The following is a 23769-nucleotide window of genomic DNA, read 5'->3' on the forward strand; positions in this document are numbered from 1 at the left end:
AAATGGTGTAAGGCGGGATTTTTTTGCCCGGGAGGAATTAAGGTGCTATGCAAAGATGCCGATATAAAGACTGAAATAGATAGGTGCATTCAAGGATGACCGCACTGATATCCAAATGGCTATTCGCAGTATATTCAGGGAAGAATTGGACGCCTATGGCGGCCAGTGTGATACCAGGAAAAGAGGTTTTATGCTAAGGTCTTTATACTCGGCGGTCTCCGGACTTAACATCAATCAGACATCGATGGATGTAATTGGTAATAACATCGCCAATGTTAATACCAATGGCTACAAATCAATGGCAACTAACTTTTCTGATATTCTGTATCAGAATAAATCCAATGCTTCGGGTCCTTCGGAAACCCGAGGTTCTCTTAACCCTATTCAGGTAGGTCTTGGCGGCAGAGTTGCAGCTATTGATACCAACATTACAAAACAGGGATCAGCTCTTACTACGGATGCTCCCTTTAATATGATGATCACAGGAGATGCCTTCTTTATCGTAACTGATGGCACAAATCAGTACTATACAAGAGATGGTGACTTCTTTGTTGACGGCGAGATCAATGAGATCGGTAATCCTGAGGATGATGAAGGCTATCTTGTAACTTCTTCCCTTGGATATTATGTTCTTGGCTGGGAATCAGCAGATGGTGCTACCGTTAACACGGACGGCCCTATTGGAAAGATCATGCTCATGGGTCCTGATATAGAGGATTCTCCGGGTGAACCAACAACTAATATAAGAGTTACCGGTAACATTGATAAGATGGATAAATCTATCTATACCAAAGAAGGCCACGGCGTTTCTGCAGCAGCACTTGTTCCGGGAGAAGAGGGATATGAGACCTATAACCTTAACTTCTCTATTACTGATGCAGGAGATGATGACGATACAACTTATCTGATGACACTTACGGGAGTTACTGATTCACAGGGTAAGAAGGTTGATTTTGATGAGCAGGAGATCGAACTTACATATAGTCCTGCTGATGGTAAGCTGACAAGCGCTGAGACTGCTAATATCAATGTAGCGGGTGTCGGGATCACTCTTGATCTTGGACTTACTACTAACTACAATACAGGCGGCGTTACAACCTTAAGGACTGCAAGAGGTGATGCAGAGGGTAATGGTCAGGGACAGGAAGATGGTAAGATGACAGGTATCTCTGTTCAGAAAGATGGCAGTATATATGCCAAGTATTCTAATGGTGATACAAGACTCCTTGCCCAGATGGCTACAGCAACATTCATGAATGCAACCGGTCTTGTTAATGAAGGTGATAATCTGTATTCAGCTTCTAAGGCATCAGGAGATCCTGATATAGCTCCTGTTGATGAAAATAACGGTACTATTTCAACCGGAGTACTTGAAGCAAGTAACGTAGACCTGTCTGATGAGTTCACAAGAATGATCACAGCTCAGCGTGCATTCCAGGCTAACAGCCGCATTATCACAACATCAGATTCTATGCTTCAGGAGCTTAAAAACTTGAAGAGATAAAAACTTGAAGAGATAAAAACTTATTAAAACATAATATATCTATATAAAAGAGCTGGACTGATCATCCGGCTCTTTTTATATAGGTGCTTATTAGGGCACTAAATTTATCATTAATGTAAAACTTTATTGCAGTAGTGTTCTAAACTGATTATAATGGTTAATAATGTTTTAAACACAGAAGGAGAATCTTTTAGGCATGGCACTTTCAAAGAAGAGAATTGTAGTTAAGGTTGGTACATCCACTATTACCAATGAAAACGGAGACATTAATATAAGGCAGCTCGATCATTTGTGCAGAGCCCTTTCAGCAGTTGAGAACATGGGATATGATCTTGTCCTTGTAAGTTCGGGAGCTATCGCTGTTGGCGCCGGCAAGATGAGACTTGCACAAAAGCCCAAGGACCTTGGACTTAAGCAGGCAGCAGCTGCAGTTGGCCAGCTTGAACTTATGCACCTTTATGACAAGCTTTTTGGTGAATATGGAAGACTTGTTGGTCAGATACTTCTTAGTAATGAAGATGTCCAAAATCCTGAAAGAAGAGAAAATCTTACTAATACACTTAATGCACTTTTAGAAAACCACATAATACCTATCATTAACGAGAATGACTCCATAAGCCATGCGGAGATCGAGTCTGACAAGAAGCTCTTTTCCGATAATGATATGTTATCAGCTGTTGTTGCTGTATTCTGTGAGGCAGCCAAGCTCATAATCCTGTCAGATATAGACGGACTCTATGATTCAAATCCTAAGACCAATCCTGATGCAAAGCTTATAAGCAGGGTTGAGAACATCGATGAAGAACTTCGCAACAGGGCAGGAGATTCCGGTTCCAACAGAGGTACAGGCGGAATGATAACCAAGATGGATGCCGCAGAGCTTGCAACAAGCAAAGGAATAGATGTTCTTATAATCAATGGTCAAAGGCCTGAACAGATATACGATATCCTTGATAAAAAGATAGTTGGAACTTTATTCGTTGGAAAGAAATAATTTGTATCTTTTGCTTTAGGATGAAATTATCAGAGACAGAAGAAATTAAGAAAGCCGGGTGGAGGAAACGATTCCTGCCATCCGGCTATTATTATTGCCTATATAATTAGAGTAAGACTACTTGATGGTTATGACATTTCAGAAATTACTGATTAGGAAGTTCTGTATACTTGTCGTAGATCTCTGCAAGATATGTCTTTACCATTTCGATATTAGCCATCTTACGAAGATTTTCATTGCCCATTCCAACTGCAATCTCGTCTGCAAGAAGGAGCATGTTGTAAATGCTGAGCTTGAAATCATTTCTTGACATTTTGTCGATCTCAAGGTGAATAAGTGGAGCACCGAGCTTCATTGTGATGTTGTCATCTGAGATGCCGGCTTCCATTACCATAGTTTCAGGATCGAAATTAACATAAAGAATGAGAGTCTCTTTCTCGTGCTTCTTTAATGTGATCGGTGTCTGATGGCTCTGTTCAAGCCACTCATAATAATCAGCAACATCGGGATTAAGAAGATACTCTGTAAGCTCTTCTCTGTGCTTCTCAACATACTGAAGATAGCTGCTGGCATTAGGACCTGTATAGTTAAAGTCTACCTTAAGACCGTTATCAGTCTGAAGGAGTCTGCATTTCTCAGCTACATCTTTGATCTTGAATGAAGAAGTATCGTTACCTACTTGTTTGAAGGACCCTGAGTCCACTACCTGTTTAAATTCCATTAGTATTACTCCTGCTTTCTATATGCTTAAACCAATAATAGCGTGTCAAATACGACACCGCATAAAGTATAGCATAAACCATTCTAAAATGGTATACTTTATGAGAAACAAAACCAGACTGCATTCTTGTTTGGTTTATCCCAATAAATTTTTATCAGGGGTCGGGGAAAATATGTCAGGTACAAATTCCAATGCGAGAAAGACTAGATCTTCAGACGGTAGCAAGGCGCAAAGGACTTCATCAAGAAGCAAGTCTTCAGGTAATAGAAGCGCAAATACCGGCAAAAGGTCTGTTTCAAAAAAGGTTTCCAGAGATAATTATATAGATACCAGGATGTACGAGGATCAGGATGATCTTGGATATGCTTTAAAAAGTGAGATAACTGCAATTGTCCTTATAGCGGTGGCAATTGCTCTTTTCCTGTGCAATTTCGGAGTTCTGGGAGCTTTTGGAGCCTTACTTAGCAAGGTGATGTTCGGTCTGTTCGGATTCCTTGCTTATGTAATGCCGCTTATAGTAGGCGGAATGGTAGTATTCTATATATCCAATCATGGCAGTATTCCTGCTGTTCGTAAGATAATTGCATGCATAGGTATTACCATAATACTTGGTATTGTTTTTGAGATAACTGTTGGCCGCGTATATATGGAAGCTTTCAGTATCTCAGATATTTATGAAAAAGCGTCTACAGCGCGTAATGGCGGAGGTGTCATCTTTGGCTCCATCGCCTATCTTCTGATGAAGACATTTTCTCTTATCGGCACTGTTTTGATATTGATAGTCGCAGCTGCCATCTGTCTTGTCGTTCTTACAGAGAAATCTCTTATTCGCGGTGTCAAAAGAGGTACACATATGCTCAAGGAGAAAGCTGCAGAGGATGCAGCTCTTTATTCTGAGCAGGTACGCGAGAGAAGAATGCGCATTGAAGAAAGAAGAGAAGCTGCCAAGAGGGAAAAAGAGCTTCTTATCCAGCAAAAAGAGGATGAGAAGATCCTCAGGATGGACCACTATGTATCAGGTGTTGATACTAATACGGACCTTCGTGCAAGCGGCGACTTTGAAGATTCAGGTACAATGTCTGATGATGACGGAAGTCTTGATGAGCCTGAGTACGAGCAGGAACCTGTAGAAGAGTATTTTGAAGAGTCAAGACCTGAACCAAGGATACATACATCTTTCTATGTACCGGATGATTCCGAGGTTCATGATGATATTCATGAGATAACATTCAATAATCTTGCACAGGAAACGGTTCAGGAACCCAGATTGCCTCAAGCTCCTGCCGAAAGAGAAGTATCTGTTAACTCTCATCCTGTAATTCCTGATAATTCCAGAGAAAGAAATGAGATCTATGCAGGAACAGATCTAAAGAGCGCTCAGATGGAGACTATGGTTGAATCTGACGGCCAGCATAGATTTACAGGTAAGCTCAAAGCCCGCCTTTCAGAAGATATCGAAGAGATAGACGAAGGCGATATCATGATCCATACAGATGGTAAGGATTATGGTAATGGAGTATCAGAAGAGGGCTATGTGATCTATGGACAGGATCACGTGTCAGCTTCAAGGAATACTCAGAAGATAGATTCCATTGCCAAAGAGCCTTCTTACATGCCTGGTGAGATCAGCTATTCTAACGGCGCAGCGCCTGATCAGGGAAGAAGTGCTTCTTCAAGGCCTGCTTTTGAAGGAACAAGTGCTGATACAAGTCAGGGAAGTATGACAGCAAGGATAGCTAATAAGAATGCTGCAAAACCGCCCAAGAAATACAAGTTCCCGCCAACTAATCTCCTTAAACCGGGACAGGGAAGTAAAAATGCCGATTCTGCCAAGATCCTTAAGCAGACTGCTGCCAAGCTTGAAAAGACGCTTAAGACCTTTGGTGTTAACGTTACTATTACAGATATCAGCCAGGGACCTACAGTTACAAGATATGAGCTTCAGCCGGAAGTAGGTGTTAAGGTATCCAAGATCGTTAACCTTCAGGATGATATCAAACTCAATCTTGCAGCTACTGATATCAGAATAGAAGCTCCTATTCCTGGTAAGGCTGCTGTTGGTATTGAAGTTCCCAACAAAGAAAATGTTACAGTATCACTTCGCGAACTTCTTGAATCAAGAGAATTCAGAGAGTCTAAAGCAGATCTGTCTTTTGCCGTTGGTAAGGACATCGGTGGTAAGACTATAGTTACGGATATTGCCAAGATGCCTCACGTACTTATAGCAGGTGCAACAGGTTCCGGTAAGTCTGTATGCATCAATACTATGATCCTTTCTATCATCTATAAGGCTAAGTCTGAAGATGTAAGAATGATCATGATCGATCCTAAGGTTGTTGAGCTTTCTGTATACAATGGTATTCCTCACCTTCTTATACCTGTTGTTACAGATCCTAAGAAGGCTGCTGCAGCTCTTAACTGGGCAGTAGCTGAGATGACCAGAAGATATAAGTATTTTGCTGATGCAGAAGTAAGAGATCTTAAAGGCTACAACGAGTATGTTGAAGCTCATATGGCAGAAGACAGTACGCTCAAGAAGCTTCCAAAGATCGTCATTATAGTAGACGAGCTTGCAGATCTTATGATGGTATCTGCAAATGAAGTTGAAGAAGCAATATGCCGTCTTGCCCAGCTTGCAAGAGCATGCGGAATTCATCTTGTAATAGCAACACAGCGTCCGTCAGTTGATGTTATCACGGGACTTATCAAAGCCAATATGCCAAGCCGAATCGCATTTGCAGTTTCAAGTGGTACAGACAGCCGTACTATTCTTGATATGGTCGGCGCTGAAAAGCTCCTTGGTAAAGGTGATATGCTCTTTTATCCTCAGAGCGTCAGCAAGCCGGTAAGACTTCAGGGCGCGTTTGTTTCTGATTCTGAGATCAGTAAAGTTACAGACTTCCTTAAGGAAGATTCTGATGATGATACCTATGACAGTGAGATCCAGGAAGCTGTTCAGAAGATGGAAGGTCAGTCTGGAAGTTCTTCATCTGATGGCGGCGCAGTGGGCGCAGGTCCTGACAGAGATGAATATTTTGCAGACGCAGGAAGGTTTATCATTGATAAGGAAAAAGCTTCAATTGGTAATCTTCAGAGAGTATTCAAGATTGGCTTTAACCGCGCTGCACGTATTATGGATCAGCTGTGTGAAGCAGGCGTTGTAGGAGAAGAAGAAGGAACGAAGCCCAGAAAAGTTCTTATGAGTAAGGCTGAGTTCGAAGCACTTCTTAATGGTCAGAAGTAAGGTAAAATCCTATATCTGATCTATTCAAGGATAAAAATATTTCAAAAATATAGTAGTATTTTTAATCAGTGATTGATTACAACATCAATATAACTTATATTTATAGACATCAGTTCTAAGTTGTTTTGGTTATTTGCAATAATTAAGGAGGAGCTTTATGAAAACAGACATCGAGATAGCACAGGAGGCGGTAAAATTACCGATTAAGGAAATTGCAGCGCGCGTAGGAATGACAGAAGATGATATCGAGCCTTATGGAAAATATAAGGCTAAGATTTCCGAGGAATTTCTTCAGGGTTTAAAAGATAAGCCAGCCGGCAAACTGGTTTTGGTTACTGCAATTAACCCAACACCTGCGGGAGAAGGTAAGACAACAACAAGTATTGGTCTTGCAGATGCCCTTAACAGAATCGGAGTTAAGACAGTAGCAGCTCTTCGTGAGCCTTCACTTGGACCTTGCTTTGGTATCAAGGGAGGAGCAGCAGGCGGCGGATATGCTCAGTGCGTTCCTATGGAAGATATCAACCTTCACTTTACAGGTGACTTCCATGCGATCACAGCAGCTAACAACCTTCTTGCAGCTCTTCTTGATAATCATATCCAGCAGGGCAATGAACTTGGCATAGATACAAGACAGGTAGTATGGAAGAGATGTATGGATCTTAACGACCGAAGCCTTCGTAATGTTGTAGTTGGTCTTGGTGCCAAGGCAGATGGCTTTGTTAGAGAAGATCATTTTGCAATTACTGTTGCTACAGAAGTTATGGCAGCATTCTGCCTTGCTAATGATATAAGTGACCTTAAAGAGAGACTTGGACGCATCATCGTAGCTTACTCATACGATGGAAAGCCTGTTACAGCCAAGGATCTTAACGCAGTTGGATCTATGGCAGCTCTTTTAAAGGATGCAATAAAGCCTAACCTTGTTCAGACACTTGAGCATACACCTGTTATCATCCATGGTGGTCCTTTCGCTAATATCGCACATGGTTGTAACTCAGTTCGTGCTACTAATGCAGCTTTAAGACTTGCTGATGTTGCTATTACAGAGGCAGGCTTTGGTGCAGATCTTGGTGCTGAGAAGTTCCTTGATATCAAGTGCCGTCAGGCAGGCCTTAAGCCTGATGCAGTTGTACTTGTTGCAACAATCAGAGCATTGAAATATAATGGCGGAGTACCTAAGGATCAGCTCGGCGAGGAGAACCTTGATGCACTTAAGAAGGGTATCGTAAACCTTGAAAAGCACATCGAGAACCTCCAGCAGTACGGCGTTCCTGTGGTTGTAACTCTCAACTCATTTACATCTGATACAGAAGCTGAGATCGCTTATGTAAGAGAATTCTGTAACGAACGTGATTGCGATTTTGCCCTTTCAGAAGTATGGGCAAAAGGCGGAGAAGGCGGCGAAGATCTTGCACGCATGGTAATGAATACTCTTAATAACAAGAAGAGTAACTATGCACCTATCTATCCGCTTGAAATGTCTCTTACAGATAAGATCGAGACTGTTTCTAAAAAGATCTATGGTGCAGATGGTGTTGTATATGCACCTGCTGCAGCAAGACAGCTTCAGAAGATAACAGAGCTTGGCTTTGGTGATCTTCCTGTATGTATGGCTAAGACTCAGTACTCACTTTCTGATGATCAGAAGGCCCTTGGAAGACCTAAGGATTTCAAGATCACAGTAAGAGAAGCATATGTATCAGCAGGAGCAGGATTTGTTGTTGCTATTACAGGTTCTATCATGACCATGCCGGGTCTTCCTAAGAGACCTGCAGCATTCGACATTGATGTCGATGAAAATGGCAAGATTACAGGCTTGTTCTAATTATTATTAAAGGAAATGAAATTATGAAGTGTCCAAAATGCGGAGCGTTTATTCCGGATGAAGCAGTATATTGCCCTTCTTGTGGCGAAGAAATAAAGATCGTACCGGAGTTCGATCCACTTATTGAAAACAGGATAGACGAATCATTGTCTCATCTTGCAAGTAATCTTGATGATACAGGTGAAATACCTGATGAAGATTACGTTGATTTTGATGATGATGACGATTTTGACGGCAATGAAGAAGGTCATATATTTGGAAGTTATAAAGTTACGATATGTATTCTTTGTATCGTTCTGATAACTCTTCTTGGAAGCATTGTCTACTATCTGATCAATAGTGATTCACCTTCTGATACGAAACCGGGCAATCCTTCAGTTGCAAGTACTGCTGGTGTAGATCCGGATTCTGCCGAAGGTTCATCACAGGATGCAGGATCTGAAGAAGAAACAGGACCAAAGGCTCCAACATTTTCGATGGCTTCAGGAACCTATGACACAGAGATAGAAGTTTACATTGAGGCAGGAGAGGGCTCCATTTATTACACGATCAATGGAGTTACTCCTACTCTTGCAGATACTATCTTTAACGGAGTAGATCCTATCATATTTGATAAAAACGGTATCTATACACTTAAAGCTATTTTGGTTGACAGTGATGGAGTTAAGTCAGAAGTTGCATCTGTAACATACGAGATTGCAATGCCTGTACCTGATGCTCCTACTATCATCGAAGACAGCGGTAATTATAACGTTGATACTCAGATCGCAGTTGTGACTTCTGAAGGAACCAACGTATATTACACAACAGATGGCACTGATCCTACAGCGGATTCAACTTTATATACAGGCCCTGTAAGTATGCCTTATGGTGAGTCTGTATTTAAGTTTGTAGCTGTTGATAATGAGACTGGTGCTCTGAGTGAGATCGTTGAGCGTGAATATTCACTTCATTATACAGTTAATGTAAGTCAGGAGCAGGCAGCTTCTAATCTGGTCACTTTGCTCGTTCAAAAGGGATATCTTCTTGATGGTAGCGGAGCAGTTGCCGGATCGGAAGGATATAATACATATTCAGTCACTTCGACAGAAGTTATTTCAAGTGGTGATTATTATGTATTTACTGAATACCATATGGGTACAGATGGAAGTGCTACACCTACAGGACTTTTATACGCTGTAAATGTACATGATGGCGCTGTGTACCGTCTTGGCATAGATGGTACAGGCAATTATTTCCTTAAACAGCTTACATAAAACGTTTTTTATAAACATCTTTTTTGTTGGCGGGGGAGTTGCAAATTTATCTCTTTGACACTTTACCACGTTTAAGTGTTGCAATGTTTTGCGTTTTGTTTTATGATACTGAGCAGTTAATGCTTAAAATTATAAGTAAGGAGAAACAGGACTATGTTCAAGATTTTGGAAAGAAACGAGCTGGCAGCCCACATCTATCAGATGGTTGTCGAAGCTCCACGTGTAGCTGCAGGATGTCTTCCTGGACAGTTCCTGATCGTGCGCGTTGATGAAGAGGGCGAGCGAATTCCTCTTACAATCTGCGATTACGACAGGGAGAAGGGAACTGTTGAAATCGTGGTTCAGTCCATCGGTGCTGAAACCAATCAGATTGCCAAGATGCAGGCTGGCGATAGCTTTGCAGACGTAGTAGGACCTCTTGGTAATCCTTCTGATCTCACTAAGGAAGATCCGGAAGAACTTAAGAACAAGAAAATCGTGTTCATAGCGGGTGGTGTTGGAACAGCTCCTGTTTATCCTCAGGCTAAATGGCTTAAAGAGCATGGAGTAACAGCTGATGTTATCATCGGTGCTAAGAATAAGGATCTGGTTATCCTTGAAGAGCGTTTCAAAACTGTATGTAACCTCTATGTAACAACAGATGACGGTTCATACGGCAGAAGCGGTATGGTTACAAAGTGTCTTGAGGATCTGGTAGCAGAAGGTCATCAGTATGATCTTTGTATCGCTATTGGCCCGATGATCATGATGAAATTCGTATGTAAGCTTACTAAAGAACTTAATATCCCTACGATCGTTTCTATGAATACTATCATGGTTGACGGAACAGGTATGTGCGGTGCTTGTCGTCTTACAGTAGGAGATCAGGTTAAGTTTGCATGTGTTGACGGACCTGAATTCGATGGTCACCTTGTAGATTTTGATCAGGCTATGAACAGAATGAAACTCTACAAGAACGAGGAAACAAGACTTAAGCTTGCTGAAGAAGAAGGTGAAACACACAAAGGTCACTGCGGAGTTTGCGATTAAAATAGGAGATTAACAAATGGCTATAGAAGTAGATGTTTTGAAGAGAGTTCCTGTTCGTGAACAGGACGCCAAGGTTCGTGCTACGAATTTTGAAGAAGTATGTCTTGGCTATAACAAAGAAGAAGCTGAGGCTGAAGCAACACGTTGTCTTAACTGTAAAAATCCACAGTGCCAGAAGGGATGCCCTGTTGCAATTGATATCCCTGCATTTATCCAGGAAGTTAAAGTAGGTAATGTTGAAGGTGCATACCAGATCATTAGCCAGTCATCTGCACTTCCGGCTGTTTGCGGTCGTGTATGTCCTCAGGAGTCACAGTGTGAAGGTAAGTGTATCAGAGGCTTCAAGGGAGATCCTGTATCTATAGGTAAGCTTGAGAGATATGTTGCTGATACAGCCCGCGAGATGGGAATCGTTCCTGAAGGAGCAAAAGAGAAGAAGAATCACAAGGTTGCTGTTATCGGTTCAGGTCCTTCCGGACTTACATGTGCAGGCGATCTTGCAAAGCTTGGCTATGAAGTTACTATTTTCGAAGCACTTCACGAAGCCGGTGGTGTTTTAGTATATGGTATTCCTGAATTCCGTCTTCCTAAAGAGAAGGTAGTTAAGAAGGAAATCGAGAATGTTGAAAAGCTCGGCGTTAAGATAGAGAAGGACGTTGTTATCGGTAAGAGTGTTACAATTGACTCTCTTATGAAGGATGAAGGCTTTGATGCTGTATTCATCGGATCAGGTGCAGGACTTCCAAAGTTCATGCATATTCCTGGTGAGCAGGCACTTGGCGTATTCTCAGCTAATGAGTTCCTTACACGTTCAAATCTCATGAAGGCATTTGACGCTAATTCTACAACACCTATCATGCATCCTAAGAAGACAGTTGTAGTTGGTGGTGGTAACGTTGCTATGGACGCTGCCAGAACAGCTCTCCGTCTTGGCTCAGAGGTACATGTTGTATATCGTCGTTCTGAAGAAGAGCTTCCTGCACGTAAGGAAGAAGTTGAGCATGCTAAGCAGGAAGGTGTAATCTTCGATCTTCTTAACAACCCTGTTGAGATCCTTACAGATGAAGAGGGATGGGTAAGAGGATGCAGATGCATCAGAATGGAACTTGGTGAGCCTGATGAATCAGGAAGAAGAAGTCCTGTAGAAATCCCAGGTTCTGAGTTTGAGATCGACTGCGATGCTGTTATCATGTCACTTGGTACAAGCCCTAACCCTCTTATCAGTTCTACAACAGAGGGTCTTGAGATCAACAAGCGTAAATGTATCGTTGCTCAGGAAGAAAACGGTCAGACATCCAAGAACGGTGTATTTGCCGGTGGTGATGCAGTAACAGGTGCTGCTACAGTTATCCTTGCAATGGGTGCTGGTAAAGCAGCTGCAGCAGGTATCGACGAGTATCTTAAGTCTCTTGACTGATAAGCTCATCATTAACTTATTAGCATGACTTAGATATATCTTATTATCAGAATTATATTTTAAATTTTCTTAAAGAAAAATTTACATTATAAGGGCGTACGGGTACAACCTGTACGCCCTTTTGTGGTATTATATAAGGGATTGTAATATTTGGGAGGACAATAGTTTTATGGGATACAGATCTAATGAAGATATGGCGGAGGATAATCATTCCTCAGCTGTCGTATTGATAAGTGTTGGCGCTATTGGTCTTTTGGCTGATATTTATATGCTTATCAAAAACCCCCTCTCGATGCCTATGTTTAATAAGTATATGACAACAGGTATAATGGGCTCCCTGTTTGTTCTTTTTATTGTTATGGGAGCGCTTGCTATGAGGAATTATAAAAGGTTCACTGAAGCTGCTGTCAAAGAGAGCACTCTTTCTGAGAAGATCCATGAGTGGTGCGTTGATAATCTTACGGCCAAGTCCATAGAGGATGCGGTTAATGATCCGGACTATAAGGAAGCTGTTGATGGTTCAGATGATACAGATGCTACAGATGACCTTGAAGATGATGAATGCTTGTATGATACAGGTGATTTAGATGATGATCAGGTTACTGATGAAGCAGATGAAACAGATGATGCTGTGATCTTCTATAAAAGAACAACTTATATGAAAAACTGCATTACGCAGAAATTCATGAATCTTGACGATGACATGCTGGACCGCTTCGTTGAAAAATATTACAGTGAGATTTTTTCTTAGAGAAAATACGGAAAGTGTGAAATTATTAAAATTAGTATACTTTGTGTTGGAAAGATAAAAGAGAAATATTGGAATGACGCAATAGCAGAATACATGAAGCGTCTTACAAGATACTGCAAGCCTGAGATAATCGAGGTTGCAGATGAGAAGACTCCTGACAATGCTCCTGAAGCTATAGAGCTTATGATAAAGGACAAGGAAGGAGAGAAACTGTTAAAACATGTTGATCCCAAAGCCAAGGTCATTGCACTTGCCATAAAGGGTAAGAAGGTTGATTCTCCCGGTTTTGCCAAGTGGATAGATGGATATGCACTTTCAGGGTGCAGCCATATTCAGTTCGTAATAGGCGGATCTTTAGGATTAAGTGATGCGGTCTTAGATCGTGCTGACGGGCAGATAAGCTTTTCGGATATGACCTTCCCTCATCAGATGATGAGAGTAGTGCTTTTGGAACAGATATACAGATCGTATAAAATTCTTAGCGGGGAACCATACCATAAATGAATGATGTAACAGAGATAAAGATCGTTCTCACAGTAGATGAGATGAGAAATATATTCGGCCGTAATGACAGCTATATGAAGAAGATAGAAGATAACCTTGGAGTAGAGATAACTGACAGGGGCGGACAGATCCATATAGTCGGAAGGCAGAAGGATGCTCAAAGTGCTGCTGATATAATAAGGCAGCTTGCCAAGCTTTCATCAGCAGGAAGCAGCATCGAAGAACAAAGCGTTGATTACGCAATAATACTTAAAGAGGATAGAGACAATATGGAAAACGAAAACATGGGCGAAGTTGATAACGACAGCGTCCTTTTAGATATCGATTCTGACCTTATCTGCCACACAACGACAGGTAAGCCGATAAAGCCCAAGACACTTGGTCAGAAAAAGTACGTAGATTCAATAAGATCACATATGATAACCTTTGGCCTTGGACCTGCAGGAACAGGTAAGACTTATCTTGCTATGGCAATGGCCATCACAGCTTTCCAAAAGGAAGAGGTATCAAGGATCATCCTGACAAGACCTGCTATTGAAGCCGGTGAAAAGCTGGGATTCCTTCCAGGAGACCTTCAGAGCAAGGTAGATCCATATCTTCGCCCATTGTATGATGCTCTGTATCAGATTATGGGAACAGAAAGATTCCTTGCCAACATGGAGAAGGGCCTTATAGAGGTTGCACCTCTTGCCTATATGAGAGGTAGAACCCTTGATAATGCATATATTATTCTTGATGAAGCGCAGAATACAACTCCTGCGCAGATGAAGATGTTCCTTACAAGAATTGGTTTTGGTTCCAAGGTCATCGTAACTGGTGATGCTACTCAGAAGGACCTTGCACCGGGAACTGTATCAGGACTTGATGTAGCACAGAAGGTCCTTAAAGATATCGATGATATAGCAGTATGCAATCTTACAAGTAAAGACGTTGTTCGTCATCCTCTTGTACAGAAGATCGTTAAGGCATACGAAGACTATGAGAAAAAAGAGACAGCCAGATCTGCAAGAAAGGCTGCAATCAAGAAAGAGTTAAGAAAAAGGTGATTTTCCGGGACAATAAAATGGGGAGCGAGTTTGTATGGATATCAAGACAACAGGTGATGAAAAAGTTTCTGAGGTAGATATTCGTAGTGAGAGTAAGATCTTGAAATATTTAAGGAATGTTGCCAGTATGATAACTTTGTGTCTGGCATCATGCTTTTTGATGTTTGCTGCCGGTAGGGCATATAGCCTTCCGGATGAAGAGATAATAAGAAATGTTATCTCTGTACTTGTAGAAAGCGGCCTTATTATTTTTTTATGGGAGGATGGTCTTATAAGAGGCTCCCTTGTGTATGGTAATGAAAAGCACATGAACCGCTTTTTTGTTATCTACATTATAGTGTTTGTAACAGCCCTTTTGTTTCCTCTTGTTAATAACCTGATATGGCCATATCTTAGTATTTTTGTACTCTTATCGCTTTTTTCAAATGCCCTTATTGGAATTTGCAGTGGCTGCGCACTTTTAAACGTATCGCTTCTGCTTTGCCATGGATCATCGGTTCAGCCTTTCTTCATATACCTGATAGCAGGTGTTGTTGCAATAGTTTTGTTCCAGCATGTTGGAGAGAAACTTCAGTTTGGATTGCCGATATTGATATCTATAATGCTTTTATTTGTCCTTCTTGTTGCTTATCATGTGCTGTTTTTGAATCAGACATTTTCTTTTACAATGCTTACGGTTCCGCTTGTAAATGTTGTCATCAGCTCAATACTTCTTCTGGTACTGCTTAATGCATTCAGTCTTCTTGTTATAAGAGGAAGCAATGACATGTATATGGATATCAACGATCCTGAGTTTGAGCTTCTTGTTAAGATCAAGAACAAGGATAAGAGAGAGTATTACAGAGCGATTCACACAGCATATCTTGCAGACAGGATAGCTGCAGATATCGGTGTTAACAGAAGGGCTACCAAAGCCTGCGCTTATTATCACAGAGTTGGAATGCTTGATGGAAAGCCTGATGATATGGAAGCTGCAAAGCCTTATTTCCGGCGTTATCAGTTCCCGGAATCCGCTGTGACATTACTTGAAGAGTATATCAAAAGCGGTAAAAAGGCGCCTGTTTCCAAAGAGGCAACGATCATCAACCTTTGCGAAGACCTTGTTAATAAGCTTATGGCTATTTTCGAAAAAGATAAAACTGCTAAAATAGATAGTGACAGAATGATAGAAGAAATGATTGAAAGAAGGCATATAAGCGGAAGCTTTAATCATTCCAATCTTTCAATTGCAGAGCTTAACAGAGTAAGTAAGCTCTTGAAAAAGGAGAAATTGTATTATGATTTTCTGCGTTGAAAACGAAGTCGATGCAAAGTTTGATTTCGACATAGAAGAGATTGCGCGCAGTGTGTGTGAAGAAGTACTCAGAAGTGAGAATTTTCCCGAAGAAGCTCAGATCAATATGCTGATAACTGATGACGAAGGCATACATGAGATGAACAGAGAGTTCAGGGATATAGACAGGGAGACAGACGTTTTGTCTTTTCCTAACATTGAATATGAAACTCCGGGAGACTTTTCAGTCTTGAACGGGCCGGACAGATGTAACATGGTAGATCCCGATAACGGAAGCATCTATCTTGGCGACATCGTGATCAATGAAAAGAGAGTAAGATCACAGGCTCTTGAATACGGACATAGTGAAAAAAGGGAATTTGCTTTTTTGACAGCTCATTCGATGTTTCATCTTTGCGGTTATGATCACATGGAAGAGGATGAAGCCAAAGTAATGGAACAGAAACAGAACGACGTACTTGAAAGGCTTGGGATAACAAGAGATGGCAATTAAAGTTAAAGACAGGATTAAACCGGATACTTTTTCCATAGTACTTTTTTTGATGATAAGTATTTTGATGGTTACCAGGATTTTCCTTTTGCGTATCATCAAAAATGAAGGACTTGGAATATTCGCATCGCCCATGGATCTGTTCATGATCTGTTATGGCGTGTTTGTTTTTGCGCTGGAACATGCTATCTGTGCAGCAATAAGGCTCTATGAAAAAAAGAAACAGTTCATAAATGCCATGGACACTGCAAGAAAAGCAAGAACAATCTCTTTTGCGGCCGGAATTATCGTAAGTGGTTTAATCCTTATCTTTTCTTTTTCTGCTTCTGAAAAACTGTTTGGTTCAAGGATTGGATTCCTGGCTTTGATAGCAGTAGCTGCGGCTATTGTATTTATCAGCGTTCAGGGAGCTATAAGGGGTATGCTTGAAGGCTTTGGAGAGAATGTGTATTCTCTTTTAGCTGAGCTTATCTTTGCAGTAGCTTTTGTGCTACTCACACCAATATTTGCAAGTTTTTCATACAGATACGGTCTTAAAGCGAATGCTCTTTTGGAACGTAATGATCTTGCATCAGGTTATGGTGCATTTGGAGCACTTGCTTCAGTCTGCATATCTTCTCTGATAACACTTTTATATCTTCTTATTATCTGGAAGCTTAAGAGTGGCAAAATGGATGACATTGTAAGAGGCGGAGAGCCAAGATACCTTGGACAGGGTCCTTCTTACAGCAGAAATGTCGTTTCTTTTTCTCTTGCCTTTGCATTCCCGTTTGCAATAAATCTGATAGACGAAGCTATGTATGTAGGTATACTTGAGCACACAGCTGTTCAGTGGGGAATCTGGTATGGCGGAGTTCTTCCGGTGATCGTGATTATTGTTTGTCTCATAGTTATCTTACAGCTGCGAAAAGTATATGAATTCTGTTCTATGGTTGTTCATTCAGACAGACATGGAGCACTTGATGTTCTGGCTGAGTTTTCCAGATATCTGGTAATACTTCTTTTCCCGGCATCAATGTTTATGGTGGTTCTTGCAGATACTATCCAAAGAGCTGTGTATGTAACTCCTACAGAATCTGCAGTTGCAATGATGGGACATGCATCTCTTATCGTTTTTGCAGCGCCTATAGGAATCCTGATGAGCGCTATACTGCTAAGACTCAGGAAACTGCGTGCTCTTATGCTTAACATTATAGTGGCTGCCATAGTGCACGTACTCACCTTCTGCTTTATGTCTTATGGAATGGGCAAAGAGATGACAGCAGTATCTTATGCAGATTTTGTTATGTTCCTTGTGATAGGTGCAATGGGATTTTGGGAGATCATGAGAATGATCCACTACAGACACAAGTGGATACAGTGCTTTGTAGTTCCATTTATCTGCAGCGCAGTTGCAGCAGTAATAGTATTTTTGCTTAATATGGTACTCATCAACGTTATTGGCGAAATTCTCACTATACTTGTATGCTGCCTTGCAGGAGGATTTTTGTATTTGCTCTTCCTTCTGGTTCTCAGAGGAATATACGAGTATGAAGTTGAGAGAATTCCGGGTGGCGGATTTATTTTAGTTATAGCCAGAGGTTTTCATTTTATATGAGTAAAAAGGTTCTTGTAGCAGGTGCGGGTGCGGCCGGTATGTGTGCTGCTATCATGGCAGCAAGGCAGGGCGCGAGCGTAACTCTGTTGGAAAAAAATGATATAGCCGGTAAGAAGATCTCCATGACAGGTAATGGTCGCTGTAATCTGACCAATGAGGCTATGAGCCCGTCATGTTATAATCTTAGTGCCAGAAGCAGAATGGAAGATTTTCTTAAGAGATTCGGCGTATCAGATACCATAGATTTTATGAAGTCACTTGGCGTAGTGACGCAGAGCGAAGAAGGATATATATATCCTCTTTCAGGTCAGGCGGTAACGGTACAAAACGCCATGTTTGACGAAGTTAAGAGGCTTGGGATCGAATTTGTCGGTGGAAGACAGCTCAAGAAGATAACACCTCTTTCTGAAGGAAAAGGCTTTGAAGTTAAGGCATCAGGTGAAGTATATAACGCAGATGCTGTTATCATAGCAACAGGCGGCCTGTCAGGTCCTAAGTCGACCATGTCTACAGGCGACAGCTATTACATAGCAAAGAGCCTTGGAATGGAAGTTAAGGATACTTATCCGGCGCTTGTAGCTCTTCTATCAGATGATAAGGATCTGCCAAAAGACTATGGCGTAAGAATGATGGCTAATGTCAGGATCAAAGAGATCGAAGACATATGCGAATATGGTGAAGTTCAGATAACTTCAAAGGGTATCTCAGGAATTCCTGTGCTGCAGCTTAGCGGAAGAGTAGCGCAGTATCTTGGCGAAGGCTGTAAGGATAGCGGCGACAAGAGTAAGGCTTATAGCTCTTCGACAGGAACTGATAAAGCAAAAGGTAATACTGTTACTGCTGTTATAGACTTCTTCCCGACATATTCTGACGAAGCTTTTGAGGATATGAAAAAAGAGATCTCTGGTATGGCGGCCGGTAAGACCTACATTCAGGTTCTTGATGGTATCTGTAATCATCTGATAGGCGTAATGATACTATCCAGATGCGGAATCGGTCAGGAGACAATAGTTAAAGCTGATGATATCAATAAGCTTTGCGATGTTATTGATAATTATAGAAATGTTTGTATTAGTATAAAAGGCGTTTCTGACTATGCTTCATCGCAGGTTACAACAGGCGGAGTAAGTCTTGATGATCTGACAGATGACCTTGAGTCTGTAACGACTCCGGGGGTATATGTTGTTGGAGAACTTGCAGATGTTGACGGAAGATGTGGTGGATATAATCTTCAGTGGGCGTTTACAAGCGGAAGTATTGCGGGCAGGGCAGCGGCAAGATAAACATAAATGTGTGTACCGGCTGGATCACCAGAGTTTAATAGGATGATATATGATTCGAATCAGTAATATAAAAGTAAAAAACGGAGGCGATGCCTCTGCGTTTAATAATGGAGTTATGGACCCTAAGGCTCTTTCCAAGAGTCTTACTTTTGTGTGTGCAAAAGCTTTGAAGATAGATGCAAAGGATATAACAAAACTGTCTGTTTTCAGACATTCAATAGATGCACGTAAGAAGCCTGATATATTTGATGTTTATACAATTGATATATCCCTTGGCATAAATGAAAAGAAAGCACTTCAAAAGGCAAGGAACAAGAATGCGCAGATTTTTGAACCTGTAGAATATAAGCTGCCACCTTTTGGCGATAAAGAAATGTCTAAGTCTCCTGTAGTTGTTGGAGCAGGACCCTGTGGACTTTTTGCTGCTTTCGAACTTGCCAGACTTGGCTTTAAACCTATACTTATTGAAAGAGGCAGACCAGTCGAAGACAGGCAGAAGGATGTTGAAAACTTCTGGAAGACAGGCGTTTTAGATACAGTATCAAACGTACAGTTTGGTGAGGGCGGCGCCGGAGCATTCTCTGATGGTAAGCTTAATACCATGGTCCGTGACAAGGACGGGATTGGAAGAGCAGCTCTTAAGATATTCATAGAGCATGGAGCTCCTGAAGAAATCTATTATGAGGCTAAGCCCCATATTGGAACTGACAAGCTTGTTGAAGTTGTAAGAAATATCAGAGAAGATATCAAAAAGCTTGGAGGAACAGTCCTTTTTGAGTCGCAGATGACAGGACTTGTCCTTGGAGATCAAAGCGTAAATGGAATTAAGGTTAAAGATAAAGATGGCAAGGAATCTGTGATCGATACAGATACTGTCATCATGGCTATAGGTCATAGCGCAAGAGATACCTTTGAAGCACTGGTATGTGAAGGCGTATACATGGAGCCTAAGGCATTTGCTGTAGGTCTTCGTGTTGAGCATCCTCAAAGGAAGATCAACAGATCCCAGTACGGCGTAGAGCAAAGCCCTACACTTCCGGCATCGCCTTATAAAGTGGTTCATAACACGTCTCAAGGAAGAGGCGTATACTCTTTTTGCATGTGCCCGGGAGGATATGTAGTTAACGCTTCGTCAGAAGAGGGACACCTGTGCGTCAACGGAATGAGTTATTATGCCCGTGATTCTAGAAATGCAAACAGTGCAATAATAGTAACTGTTAAGCCGGAAGACTTTGGTGGAGAAGGCCCGCTTTGCGGAGTTGAGTTCCAGAGAAGGCTTGAAAAGAAGGCTTATGAGATGGGAAAGGGCAAAGTTCCTGTCGAATACTTTAAGGATTTTAAAAACTGCAGCACGGCAAGAGCGAATGAAGAGGATAGAAGCAGCTGGAATACTCCATGTATAAAGGGTGAGTATACTTTTGCTAATGTTCATGAACTTCTTTCTTCTGACCTTAAAGAAGCTATTGATGAAGGTATGACTGCATTTGGCCGCATGATAGAAGGCTTTGATGCTGATGATACCCTTATGGAAGGCGTAGAAAGCAGGACATCATCACCAGTAAGGATCACTAGAGGTGATGACCTTCAGGCTGTGTCAACAAAAGGCTTGTATCCTTGTGGAGAAGGCGCAGGATATGCAGGAGGAATCATGTCAGCTGCTATGGACGGAATGAAAGTGGCAGCACGCATCTGCGCAGAAAGATACCCCAGAAAAGACTAACACTATGATATGGAATATAGCAGATGTTAGTTTGAAATGCGTAAAAAATAAGTATAGAGAAATAAGATGACTAAACAGGAATATCGAAAACTTGCTCTTAAACTTAGAGATAGTATACCTTTTGAAAAAAGAGATAAGTATAGCAAGAAAATAGCTGAAAGACTTATAGAATCCGATTCTGTTAAAATGGCAGAAAATATTCTTATATACTATTCGTATCGCTCAGAAGTTGATACGAAAGATCTGATCGAGAGGTTGATCCAAATGGGCAAGAAGGTCTTTTGTCCTAAGGTTATTGATCCAAAGGAAGGCATCATGGAATTCTACAGGATCACGGATATGGATCAGATAAGCGAAGGCTTTCATGGGATACCTGAGCCGGTTACGAAGGATGCATATGAGACGGACTTAGGAAGACTTCATTCAGATACTCTTATGATCATTCCGGGAGTTGCTTTTGATAGAGAATGTAACAGGATAGGGTATAAGGGCGGATTTTATGACCGTTATATTCCGAGAGTTCCGGGGGCGAAGCTTGTAGCTATCGCTTTTGATGAGCAGATATTTGATGACGTTTTTCCTATGGAGAGTCATGATATGAAGCCGGATATGATCATTTCCCAATCTCGTATATATATTTAAATCATAGATTCATATATATAGGTAAATAGGCCAGGAACTGAAAGAAATCTCAATTGATCTATTTACTGGATTTTTGGAATGAAGTGACAAAAAGTCACATAATCAATACAGAAAGCAGGAAAGTTTTTTATGGATCCACGACAGGAAATAATAAATATTGGAAAACAACTTCATGACCAGGGACTTCTTGTCAGAACCTGGGGAAATATATCGTGCAGACTGGATAAAGATCGTATTCTGATAACACCAAGCGGCATTATGTATGAAGACCTTACTCCGGAAATGATCGCAGAGGTTAATCTCAAGGATCTTTCATGGGAGGGTAAGTGCAAGCCTTCAAGCGAACTTCTTGTTCATGTTGCCTGCTATAATGCCAGAAGTGATATCAGATTTATAATTCATACACATCAGGTATTTGCTACTGTTGCAGGTTCTCTTGGAGTTAAAGAGATAAGGGCGGAAGTTGACGGCGATGATATGAGGATTCCATGTGCGCCATATGCACTTCCCGGGACCAAGAAGCTTGCTGAAAATGTTAGAAAGACTATCGAGAAACATAAGTCTGCAAACGGTATCATCATGTCCAATCATGGCACGATATGCATGGGCTCTATAAGTGACGAAGCCCTTGAGTGTGCTATGGAGATGGAAGAAGCAGCAAAGATCTTTTTACACGGCTATTGCCACATGGATATTGAAAGTGAGTTTCTTGAAGGATTCAGCTCACACATTAACAGCGGTAAGATAATCTATGATAAGGCTGATACTCCTTACAGAGTTAAGAGGATTCACGAAGAGATCTATGCAAAAAGACCTGATGTCAAGCACATAGTTCATAACAAGTCCCAGGCCTGCAGGATCGTGTCAAGACGTGCGACTCTTATGAAGCCTCTTCTTGACGATTTTGCCCAGCTTATCGGCACAAGCGTAAGGATTCCTATCAATCATCATGGCCATGACGGAAGACGTATTATTGTGAAAAAAAATGTCAACGCGGTCTTTGCTCTTGATGATGGAGCTTTCTGTCTTGGGGAAACCAGAGATGATGCACAGGCAGCTGCACTTGTTTTGGATAAGGCCTGTATTGCTCAGATAGCGGCCTCAAGATACGGTAGCGCTAACTTCCTTTCATACAGAGATTGTCATAAGATGAACAGACACTACAGAAACTCTTACTCGAAGCTGGCAAAAAGATGATTGTTGAGCCGCCTATAACTGTGTTAAAATGGTTCTAGATTTTATATCCATATCTATGGAGGACATCAATATGACAGAAACTATTACAAACGAAGAGGTTAACGTGGCTGCTTCTGATGAGTCTGCAAAGCCGGTAGAAAAGCCATGGGCAGAAGAAACGGCTTCAGAGGACAAGTATGTAGCTTATGTATCAAGCTATACTAATGGAACAGGCGATAAGTTCGGTATCCGCGTTTACGACGTAGATATCAAGAACGGTCGTATGACTGAGAAGAGTAAGATCAAGATCACAAACTCTTCTTACGTTACTGAGTCCAAGAATAAAAAGCACCTTTATTCTATAACCGATTTTGGCGTTGAGGCTTATGACATCAAGAAAGATGGAACACTTAGCCTTATCAACGAAGCTTCCATCAATGGTATGAGAGGATGTTATCTTTCTACTGACTATGAAGATAAGTTCCTTTTCTGCGCAGGATATCATGATGGAAAGATCACTGTTCTTCGTCTGAATGAAGATGGAAGTATCGGTGAGATCACAGAGGAGATCTATCAGAAGGGGCTTGGCTCTGCTGCAGGACGTAACCATCGTCCACATGTTCAGTGCGTACGTATGACCAAGGACAATAAGTTCCTGTGCGCATGTGATCTTGGAATGGACAGGATCAATGTTTATAAGCTTAATCACGAGACAGGTCGTCTTGAAAATGCTGACGTTATTCACTGCGATCAGGAGTCAGCTCCAAGACATATCAAGTTCTCTGAGAATGGTGAATTTATTTACGTTCTTACAGAGCAGAAGAATTCAATCGACGTATATCACTACAGAGTAGATGATCACGATATACCTGATTTCGAAAGAATTCAGTCAATGTCTACTATCGACGAGCCTGATGTACAGGGTATCGCAAGTAGCGCACTTATGTTCTCACTTGATTACAACTATCTTGTATCATCTAACCTTGGTGAGAACTTTGTAGATATCTACAGAGCAGATAAGAGAACAGGAAAGCTCAAGAAGATCCTTGGTCTTCCTATTTCAGGCGAGTATCCTAAGGATGCTGCTTTGTTCCCTGACAATAAGCACCTTGTATCTCTTAACCACGAGTCCAATACAATGACATTCTTTACAGTTAACATGGCTAAGGGAATCATTGTCATGAACGGACCGGAAGTTAGTGTTGATCAGCCTAACTGCATCGTATTCCATAAGCTTGAGGGATAAGATAATAGTTAAAACTTAAGAGCATGT

General features: G+C 41.3%; 19 protein-coding genes. 18 read left to right on the top strand and 1 reads right to left on the bottom strand.

The window, feature by feature from the left end:
* The first annotated feature begins 115 nt into the window (after positions 1–115).
* Positions 116–1504: a flagellar hook protein FlgE gene (locus tag WAA20_RS06915; protein ID WP_081373601.1), complete on the top strand. Its 1389-nt coding sequence runs from the start codon at positions 116–118 to the stop codon at positions 1502–1504.
* A 196-nt stretch (positions 1505–1700) separates the two neighbouring features.
* Complete coding sequence (gene proB / locus WAA20_RS06920) at positions 1701–2498, top strand: glutamate 5-kinase (RefSeq protein WP_073384566.1); 798 nt, start codon at positions 1701–1703, stop codon at positions 2496–2498.
* A gap of 145 nt (positions 2499–2643) precedes the next feature.
* Here proB and WAA20_RS06925 read toward each other — a convergent pair whose 3' ends face one another.
* A complete protein-coding gene (locus WAA20_RS06925) occupies positions 2644–3219 on the bottom strand; it encodes a hypothetical protein (RefSeq protein ID WP_073384564.1) in 576 nt (191 codons plus the stop codon).
* Positions 3220–3391: 172 nt separating this feature from the next.
* Between WAA20_RS06925 and WAA20_RS06930 the strand changes: the two genes are divergently transcribed.
* The 16 genes from WAA20_RS06930 to WAA20_RS07005 all read left to right on the top strand — a co-directional run bounded on the left by WAA20_RS06930 (position 3392) and on the right by WAA20_RS07005 (position 23742).
* Positions 3392–6463 (top strand): DNA translocase FtsK, encoded by a 3072-nt coding sequence (locus WAA20_RS06930; protein WP_073384562.1) that lies wholly within the window; start codon positions 3392–3394, stop codon positions 6461–6463.
* A 157-nt stretch (positions 6464–6620) separates the two neighbouring features.
* Positions 6621–8291 carry a formate--tetrahydrofolate ligase gene (locus tag WAA20_RS06935; protein WP_073384560.1) on the top strand — a complete coding sequence of 557 codons (1671 nt, stop codon included), beginning with the start codon at positions 6621–6623 and terminating at the stop codon, positions 8289–8291.
* A gap of 23 nt (positions 8292–8314) precedes the next feature.
* Positions 8315–9547 carry a chitobiase/beta-hexosaminidase C-terminal domain-containing protein gene (locus WAA20_RS06940; RefSeq protein WP_073384558.1) on the top strand — a complete coding sequence of 411 codons (1233 nt, stop codon included), beginning with the start codon at positions 8315–8317 and terminating at the stop codon, positions 9545–9547.
* Positions 9548–9700: 153 nt separating this feature from the next.
* Positions 9701–10576, top strand: a complete 876-nt coding sequence (locus WAA20_RS06945) for a sulfide/dihydroorotate dehydrogenase-like FAD/NAD-binding protein (RefSeq protein ID WP_073384556.1) — start codon at positions 9701–9703, stop codon at positions 10574–10576.
* Positions 10577–10592: 16 nt separating this feature from the next.
* Positions 10593–11993 (top strand): NADPH-dependent glutamate synthase, encoded by a 1401-nt coding sequence (gene gltA / locus WAA20_RS06950; protein WP_073384554.1) that lies wholly within the window; start codon positions 10593–10595, stop codon positions 11991–11993.
* 169 nt (positions 11994–12162) lie between these two features.
* Entirely contained in the window at positions 12163–12744 is a 582-nt protein-coding gene (locus WAA20_RS06955) for a hypothetical protein (RefSeq protein ID WP_073384552.1), read from the top strand.
* 24 nt (positions 12745–12768) lie between these two features.
* Positions 12769–13248 (top strand): 23S rRNA (pseudouridine(1915)-N(3))-methyltransferase RlmH, encoded by a 480-nt coding sequence (rlmH, locus tag WAA20_RS06960; RefSeq protein ID WP_073384550.1) that lies wholly within the window; start codon positions 12769–12771, stop codon positions 13246–13248.
* Positions 13245–14294 (top strand): PhoH family protein, encoded by a 1050-nt coding sequence (locus WAA20_RS06965; RefSeq protein WP_073384548.1) that lies wholly within the window; start codon positions 13245–13247, stop codon positions 14292–14294. Before rlmH ends, WAA20_RS06965 begins: the two co-directional genes overlap by 4 nt.
* 34 nt (positions 14295–14328) lie before the next feature.
* Positions 14329–15588, top strand: a complete 1260-nt coding sequence (locus WAA20_RS06970; RefSeq protein ID WP_073384546.1) for a hypothetical protein — start codon at positions 14329–14331, stop codon at positions 15586–15588.
* On the top strand, positions 15572–16081 hold the full coding sequence (gene ybeY / locus WAA20_RS06975) for an rRNA maturation RNase YbeY (RefSeq protein WP_073384544.1): 510 nt from the start codon (positions 15572–15574) through the stop codon (positions 16079–16081). Before WAA20_RS06970 ends, ybeY begins: the two co-directional genes overlap by 17 nt.
* Positions 16071–17675 (top strand): polysaccharide biosynthesis C-terminal domain-containing protein, encoded by a 1605-nt coding sequence (locus tag WAA20_RS06980; RefSeq protein ID WP_073384542.1) that lies wholly within the window; start codon positions 16071–16073, stop codon positions 17673–17675. The genes ybeY and WAA20_RS06980 overlap by 11 nt, the downstream gene beginning before the upstream one ends.
* Positions 17672–18958 carry an aminoacetone oxidase family FAD-binding enzyme gene (locus WAA20_RS06985; protein WP_073384540.1) on the top strand — a complete coding sequence of 429 codons (1287 nt, stop codon included), beginning with the start codon at positions 17672–17674 and terminating at the stop codon, positions 18956–18958. The genes WAA20_RS06980 and WAA20_RS06985 overlap by 4 nt, the downstream gene beginning before the upstream one ends.
* A 49-nt stretch (positions 18959–19007) precedes the next feature.
* On the top strand, positions 19008–20678 hold the full coding sequence (locus WAA20_RS06990; protein ID WP_073384538.1) for an NAD(P)/FAD-dependent oxidoreductase: 1671 nt from the start codon (positions 19008–19010) through the stop codon (positions 20676–20678).
* A gap of 66 nt (positions 20679–20744) precedes the next feature.
* Positions 20745–21320, top strand: coding sequence for a 5-formyltetrahydrofolate cyclo-ligase (locus WAA20_RS06995; RefSeq protein ID WP_073384536.1), 576 nt, complete (start codon positions 20745–20747; stop codon positions 21318–21320).
* Positions 21321–21449: 129 nt separating this feature from the next.
* A complete protein-coding gene (locus tag WAA20_RS07000) occupies positions 21450–22517 on the top strand; it encodes a class II aldolase/adducin family protein (protein WP_073384534.1) in 1068 nt (355 codons plus the stop codon).
* Positions 22518–22587: 70 nt separating this feature from the next.
* Complete coding sequence (locus WAA20_RS07005) at positions 22588–23742, top strand: beta-propeller fold lactonase family protein (RefSeq protein WP_081373600.1); 1155 nt, start codon at positions 22588–22590, stop codon at positions 23740–23742.
* Positions 23743–23769 lie beyond the last annotated feature (27 nt).

This window comes from Butyrivibrio fibrisolvens, assembly GCF_037113525.1.
Classification (GTDB): Bacteria; Bacillota; Clostridia; order Lachnospirales; family Lachnospiraceae; genus Butyrivibrio; species Butyrivibrio fibrisolvens.